General features: G+C 55.2%; 2 tRNA genes and 3 rRNA genes. All 5 read left to right on the top strand.

Going from position 1 to position 5577, the window contains the following annotated elements:
- The first annotated feature begins 270 nt into the window (after nucleotides 1-270).
- The 5 genes from ACQRA4_RS13475 (at nucleotide 271) to rrf (ending at nucleotide 5353) form a co-directional block, all read left to right on the top strand.
- Nucleotides 271-1820 (top strand): 16S ribosomal RNA (locus ACQRA4_RS13475).
- 91 nt (nucleotides 1821-1911) lie between these two features.
- Nucleotides 1912-1987: transfer RNA gene (locus tag ACQRA4_RS13470), tRNA-Ala, on the top strand.
- Between the two features lie 59 nt (nucleotides 1988-2046).
- Nucleotides 2047-2123 (top strand) — tRNA-Ile (locus tag ACQRA4_RS13465).
- Nucleotides 2124-2263: 140 nt separating this feature from the next.
- Nucleotides 2264-5194, top strand: a 23S ribosomal RNA gene (locus ACQRA4_RS13460).
- Nucleotides 5195-5238: 44 nt separating this feature from the next.
- Nucleotides 5239-5353: ribosomal RNA gene (rrf, locus tag ACQRA4_RS13455) — 5S ribosomal RNA — on the top strand.
- Together the 16S, 23S and 5S rRNA genes with 2 tRNA genes alongside form the textbook arrangement of a ribosomal RNA operon.
- Nucleotides 5354-5577 lie beyond the last annotated feature (224 nt).

The raw sequence follows: 5577 nt of genomic DNA, 5'->3' as shown, positions 1-5577 counted from the left end.
AAAAGTTTTCAGAAAGGAGTTGACAGAGCGGGGAAGAGGGGCTAGGTTGCACTTTCCGCGCTTGAGCGTCATCTTTCCCGCGGCGAAAGTTTTTTTTGAAAAGCGGGAAAAAGATGTTGACAGTGAGAGCGGAAGGGTGCATAAACCTGCACCGCGCCGCTGAAAAGCGGCGGGCCGCGAGGGCGGTGGTTCATTGACAAGTGAATAGCGAGTGGGAAGAAAGTCTTTGAGATTCTGATTTCTGCCAAGCAGGGATCTTGAAACAGATTTGAACTGGAGAGTTTGATTCTGGCTCAGATTGAACGCTGGCGGCGTGCTTAACACATGCAAGTCGAACGCGAAAGCGGCTTCGGCCGCGAGTAGAGTGGCGCACGGGTGAGTAACGCGTGGACAATCTGCCCTCATGACCGGGATAACAGTTGGAAACGGCTGCTAATACCGGATACGCTCCGAATGAACATTTGGAGGAAAGACGGCCTCTGCGCGCAAGCTGTCGTATGAGGATGAGTCCGCGTCCCATTAGCTGGTTGGTGGGGTAACGGCCTACCAAGGCGACGATGGGTAGCCGATCTGAGAGGATGATCGGCCACACTGGAACTGAAACACGGTCCAGACTCCTACGGGAGGCAGCAGTGGGGAATATTGCGCAATGGGCGGAAGCCTGACGCAGCGACGCCGCGTGAGGGATGAAGGTTTTCGGATCGTAAACCTCTGTCGGAAGGGAAGAAAGTGCGTGGTGCCAATCAGCCGCGTATTGACGGTACCTTCAAAGGAAGCACCGGCTAACTCCGTGCCAGCAGCCGCGGTAATACGGAGGGTGCGAGCGTTAATCGGAATTACTGGGCGTAAAGCGCACGTAGGCTGTTGTGTAAGTCAGGGGTGAAAGCCCACGGCTCAACCGTGGAACTGCCCTTGATACTGCATGACTGGAATCCGGGAGAGGGTGGCGGAATTCCAGGTGTAGGAGTGAAATCCGTAGATATCTGGAGGAACATCGGTGGCGAAGGCGGCCGCCTGGACCGGTATTGACGCTGAGGTGCGAAAGCGTGGGGAGCAAACAGGATTAGATACCCTGGTAGTCCACGCTGTAAACGATGGATGCTAGATGTCGGGGAGTATTCTTCGGTGTCGTAGTTAACGCGTTAAGCATCCCGCCTGGGGAGTACGGTCGCAAGGCTGAAACTCAAAGAAATTGACGGGGGCCCGCACAAGCGGTGGAGTATGTGGTTTAATTCGATGCAACGCGAAGAACCTTACCTGGGTTTGACATCTGGGGGATCCTCCCGAAAAGGAGGAGTGCCCTTCGGGGAGCCCCAAGACAGGTGCTGCATGGCTGTCGTCAGCTCGTGTCGTGAGATGTTGGGTTAAGTCCCGCAACGAGCGCAACCCCTGCGCATAGTTGCCAGCGAGTGAGGTCGGGCACTCTATGCGGACCGCCCGGGTTAACCGGGAGGAAGGTGGGGACGACGTCAAGTCATCATGGCCCTTACACCCAGGGCTACACACGTACTACAATGGCGCGCACAAAGGGGAGCGAGACCGCGAGGTGGAGCCAATCCCAAAAAACGCGTCCCAGTCCGGATTGCAGTCTGCAACTCGACTGCATGAAGTCGGAATCGCTAGTAATTCGAGATCAGCATGCTCGGGTGAATGCGTTCCCGGGCCTTGTACACACCGCCCGTCACACCACGAAAGTCGGTTTTACCCGAAGCCGGTGGGCCAACCAGCAATGGAGGCATCCGTCTACGGTAGGGCCGATGATTGGGGTGAAGTCGTAACAAGGTAGCCGTAGGGGAACCTGCGGCTGGATCACCTCCTTTAAGGATAAATTCCCATTCGCTGTTCACTTTCAATGAACGACCGAGGATCTTTGAAAAGCGGGATGTTTGATGGTCTGCGAGGCTGCGCCATGGGGCTGTAGCTCAGCTGGGAGAGCATCGGCTTTGCAAGCCGGGGGTCGTCGGTTCAATCCCGTCCAGCTCCACCAGTTATTGCCGTTCGCGTCGGAAGTTCTGAATTCGGCGGGAGCGAGAAGGCCATGCGGGCGGGCCTGTAGCTCAGGTGGTTAGAGCGCACGCCTGATAAGCGTGAGGTCGAAAGTTCAAGTCTTTCCAGGCCCACCAGATCAAACATGAGAGCCAGGGCATGCTTGAAAGCAGCAGGAACATGAGGTTCTTGTTACGAACCAAGCGATGAGCTTGGCGGGCCCCTTGGGGCCGGCTCTTTAACAATTGAATAGGGAAGGAAGGAAGTTTTTTTCGAGAGACAAGTATACAAGAGCATCGGGTGGATGCCTTGGCGTCGGAAGGCGAAGAAAGACGCGGTAAGCTGCGATAAGCCTCGGGGAGGAGCTAAACATCCGTTGATCCGGGGGTTTCTGAATGGGGCAACCCGGCGGAAGTCATGTTCCGCCATCCGCAAGTGAATACATAGCTTGCAGGAAGCCAACTCAGGGAAGTGAAACATCTCAGTACCTGAAGGAAAGGAAATCAAACGAGACTCCCTCAGTAGCGGCGAGCGAAGGGGGACAAGCCTAAACCGGCTGGATTCGTCCAGCCGGGGTTGCAGGGCCGGCGGAAGCGATTCGCGAGTAGGCAGGGGAAAGAAGCTGGAAAGCTTTGCCAGAGCGGGTGACAGCCCCGTACCCGAACCTGAAAGCGACGCGGCCGGTACCTGAGTACCGCGGGGCACGTGGAACCCCGTGGGAATCCGGGAGGACCATCTTCCAAGGCTAAGTACTAACCGACGACCGATAGCGCACCAGTACCGTGAGGGAAAGGTGAAAAGAACCCCTGTCAGGGGAGTGAAATAGAATCTGAAACCTGATGCTTACAAGCTGTGGGAGCGGGCAAGCCCGTGACCACGTGCCTTTTGCATAATGAGTCAGCGAGTTAATCTGTACTGCAAGGTTAAGCGCAAGTGGAGCCGTAGCGAAAGCGAGTCTGACAAGGGCGTCAAGTAGTGCGGATTAGACCCGAAACCGGGTGATCTATCCATGAGCAGGTTGAAGCAAGGGTAAAGCCTTGTGGAGGACCGAACCGTCAACGGCTGAAAACGTTCCGGATGACTTGTGGATAGGGGTGAAAGGCCAATCAAACCCGGTGATAGCTGGTTCTCCCCGAAATATATTGAGGTATAGCCTCGTGGATTGTCTGCCGGAGGTAAAGCACTGACAGAGCTAGGGGTCCTACCAGATTACCAAACTCTTTCAAACTCAGAATGCCGGTCAGATGTACCACGGGAGTCAGACAGTGGGTGCTAAGGTCCATTGTCGAGAGGGTAAGAGCCCAGATCAACAGCTAAGGTCTCCAAATATATGCTCAGTGGTTAAGGTGGTGACGTTGTAGAGACACCCAGGACGTTGGCTTAGAAGCAGCCATCGTTTAAAGAAAGCGTAATAGCTCACTGGTCTAATGACGTTGCGCCGAAAATGTAACGGGGCTAAGCATATTACCGAAGCTTTGAATTCCGCGTATGCGGTCTGGTAGGGGAGCGTTCTTCATGGGCAGAAGGCGTGTTGTAAAGCATGCTGGACTGTGGAGAAGTGATTATGCTGACATGAGTAACGATAAAACGGGTGAAAAACCCGTTCGCCGTAAACCCAAGGTTTCCTGGGTAAAGGTAATCTTCCCAGGGTTAGTCGGCCCCTAAGGCAAGGCTGAAAGGCGTAGCTGATGGGAAACGTGTTAATATTCACGTACTTGTGTGTTCGCGCGAAGGAGGGACGCAGGAAGATAGGCGATCCGGGTGTTGGAATACCCGGTGCAAGCGAGTAGGCATGGAAAGCAGGCAAATCCGTTTTCCTTTTTGCCGAGACGCGAGTCCGTGGGCGCAAGCCCTGAAGTCGCCGAGTCTATGCTGCCAAGAAAAGCTTCTAAGTATAGGGCACGCAAACCGTACCGGAAACCAACTCAGGTGGGTGGGATGAATAATCCAAGGCGCTCGAGAGAACTCTGGCCAAGGAACTCGGCAAAATAACCCCGTACCTTCGGAAGAAGGGGTGCTCCTTTTGGTGATGCGATTTTCTTGTTGAGCCTGAGGGAGCCGCAGAGAAATGGTGGTGGCGACTGTTTACTAAAAACATAGGTCTGTGCGAAGTCGTAAAGACGACGTATACGGACTGACGCCTGCCCGGTGCCGGAAGGTTAAAAGGAGGGGTCAGCGCAAGCGAAGCTCCGAATTGAAGCCCCGGTAAACGGCGGCCGTAACTATAACGGTCCTAAGGTAGCGAAATTCCTTGTCGGGTAAGTTCCGACCTGCACGAATGGCGTAACGATCTCCACACTGTCTCGGCCAGAGACTCGGTGAAATTGAAGTCGCGGTGAAAATGCCGTGTACCCGCAGAAAGACGGGAAGACCCTGTGCACCTTTACTATAGCTTGACATTGGGATTTGAACCTGCATGTGTAGGATAGGTGGGAGGCAGTGAACCCTGTACGCCAGTATGGGGGGAGCCAATGTTGAAATACCACCCTTGTTTTTTCAGGTCCCTAACCCGCCGCCGTAATCCGGCGCGGGAACAGTGTCTGGTGGGTAGTTTGACTGGGGCGGTCGCCTCCCAAAAAGTAACGGAGGCATGCAAAGGTTCCCTCAGGCTGATTGGAAACCAGCCGTCGAGTGCAAACGCAAAAGGGAGCTTGACTGCAAGAGAGACATCTCGAGCAGGTACGAAAGTAGGTGTTAGTGATCCGGTGGTCCCGAATGGAAGGGCCATCGCTCATTGGATAAAAGGTACGCCGGGGATAACAGGCTGATCGCATCCAAGAGTTCACATCGACGATGCGGTTTGGCACCTCGATGTCGGCTCATCACATCCTGGGGCTGAAGCAGGTCCCAAGGGTACGGCTGTTCGCCGTTTAAAGTGGTACGCGAGCTGGGTTTAAAACGTCGTGAGACAGTTTGGTCCCTATCTTCTGTGGGCGTAGGAGAATTGAAAGGGCCTGTCCCTAGTACGAGAGGACCGGGATGGACGCACCCCTGGTGGACCTGTTGTCGCGCCAGCGGCACAGCAGGGTAGCTATGTGCGGAAGGGATAACCGCTGAAAGCATCTAAGCGGGAAGCCTGCCTTAAGATAAGTTCTCCCTGACGCAAGTCCTGAAGGGCCGAGGTAGACTACCTCGTAGATAGGCTGGAGGTGGAAGCGCCGCGAGGCGTGGAGCTGACCAGTACTAATAGCCCGTGAGTCTTGTTTTTGAAGAAAAACTCCTTCCTTCCCTGTCAATTAAAATTGAAAATTTTTTGGCAGCCATAGAGAAGAGGGTACACCCGATCCCATTCCGAACTCGGCAGTTAAGCTCTTCCTCGCCGATGATACTGCATAACGTCATGTGGGAAAGTAGGCCGCTGCCAAAAATAGTTGCCGGGCCCTTTGCCGCTCCCAGCGCGAAGGGCCCGGCTTTTTTGCGCCCTCCCGCCTTTTGCGCCTGGTGCGCCCCCTCCCCCGCACGCCGCCCAAATCCCGTGCCCCGCCCGCCGCTTGCGCATTTCCAGCGGCGCTGACGCCGCAAGTGAATGACGCCCGTGACCGCGCCGCGCGCGGAGAAATACCGACGCTCGGAAAATGCGCCAAACTGTCG

This window comes from Desulfovibrio sp. SGI.169 (genome assembly GCF_050313595.1).
In the GTDB taxonomy this organism is placed as follows: Bacteria; Desulfobacterota; Desulfovibrionia; order Desulfovibrionales; family Desulfovibrionaceae; genus Desulfovibrio.
This window is presented reverse-complemented; position numbering and strand designations above follow the sequence as displayed.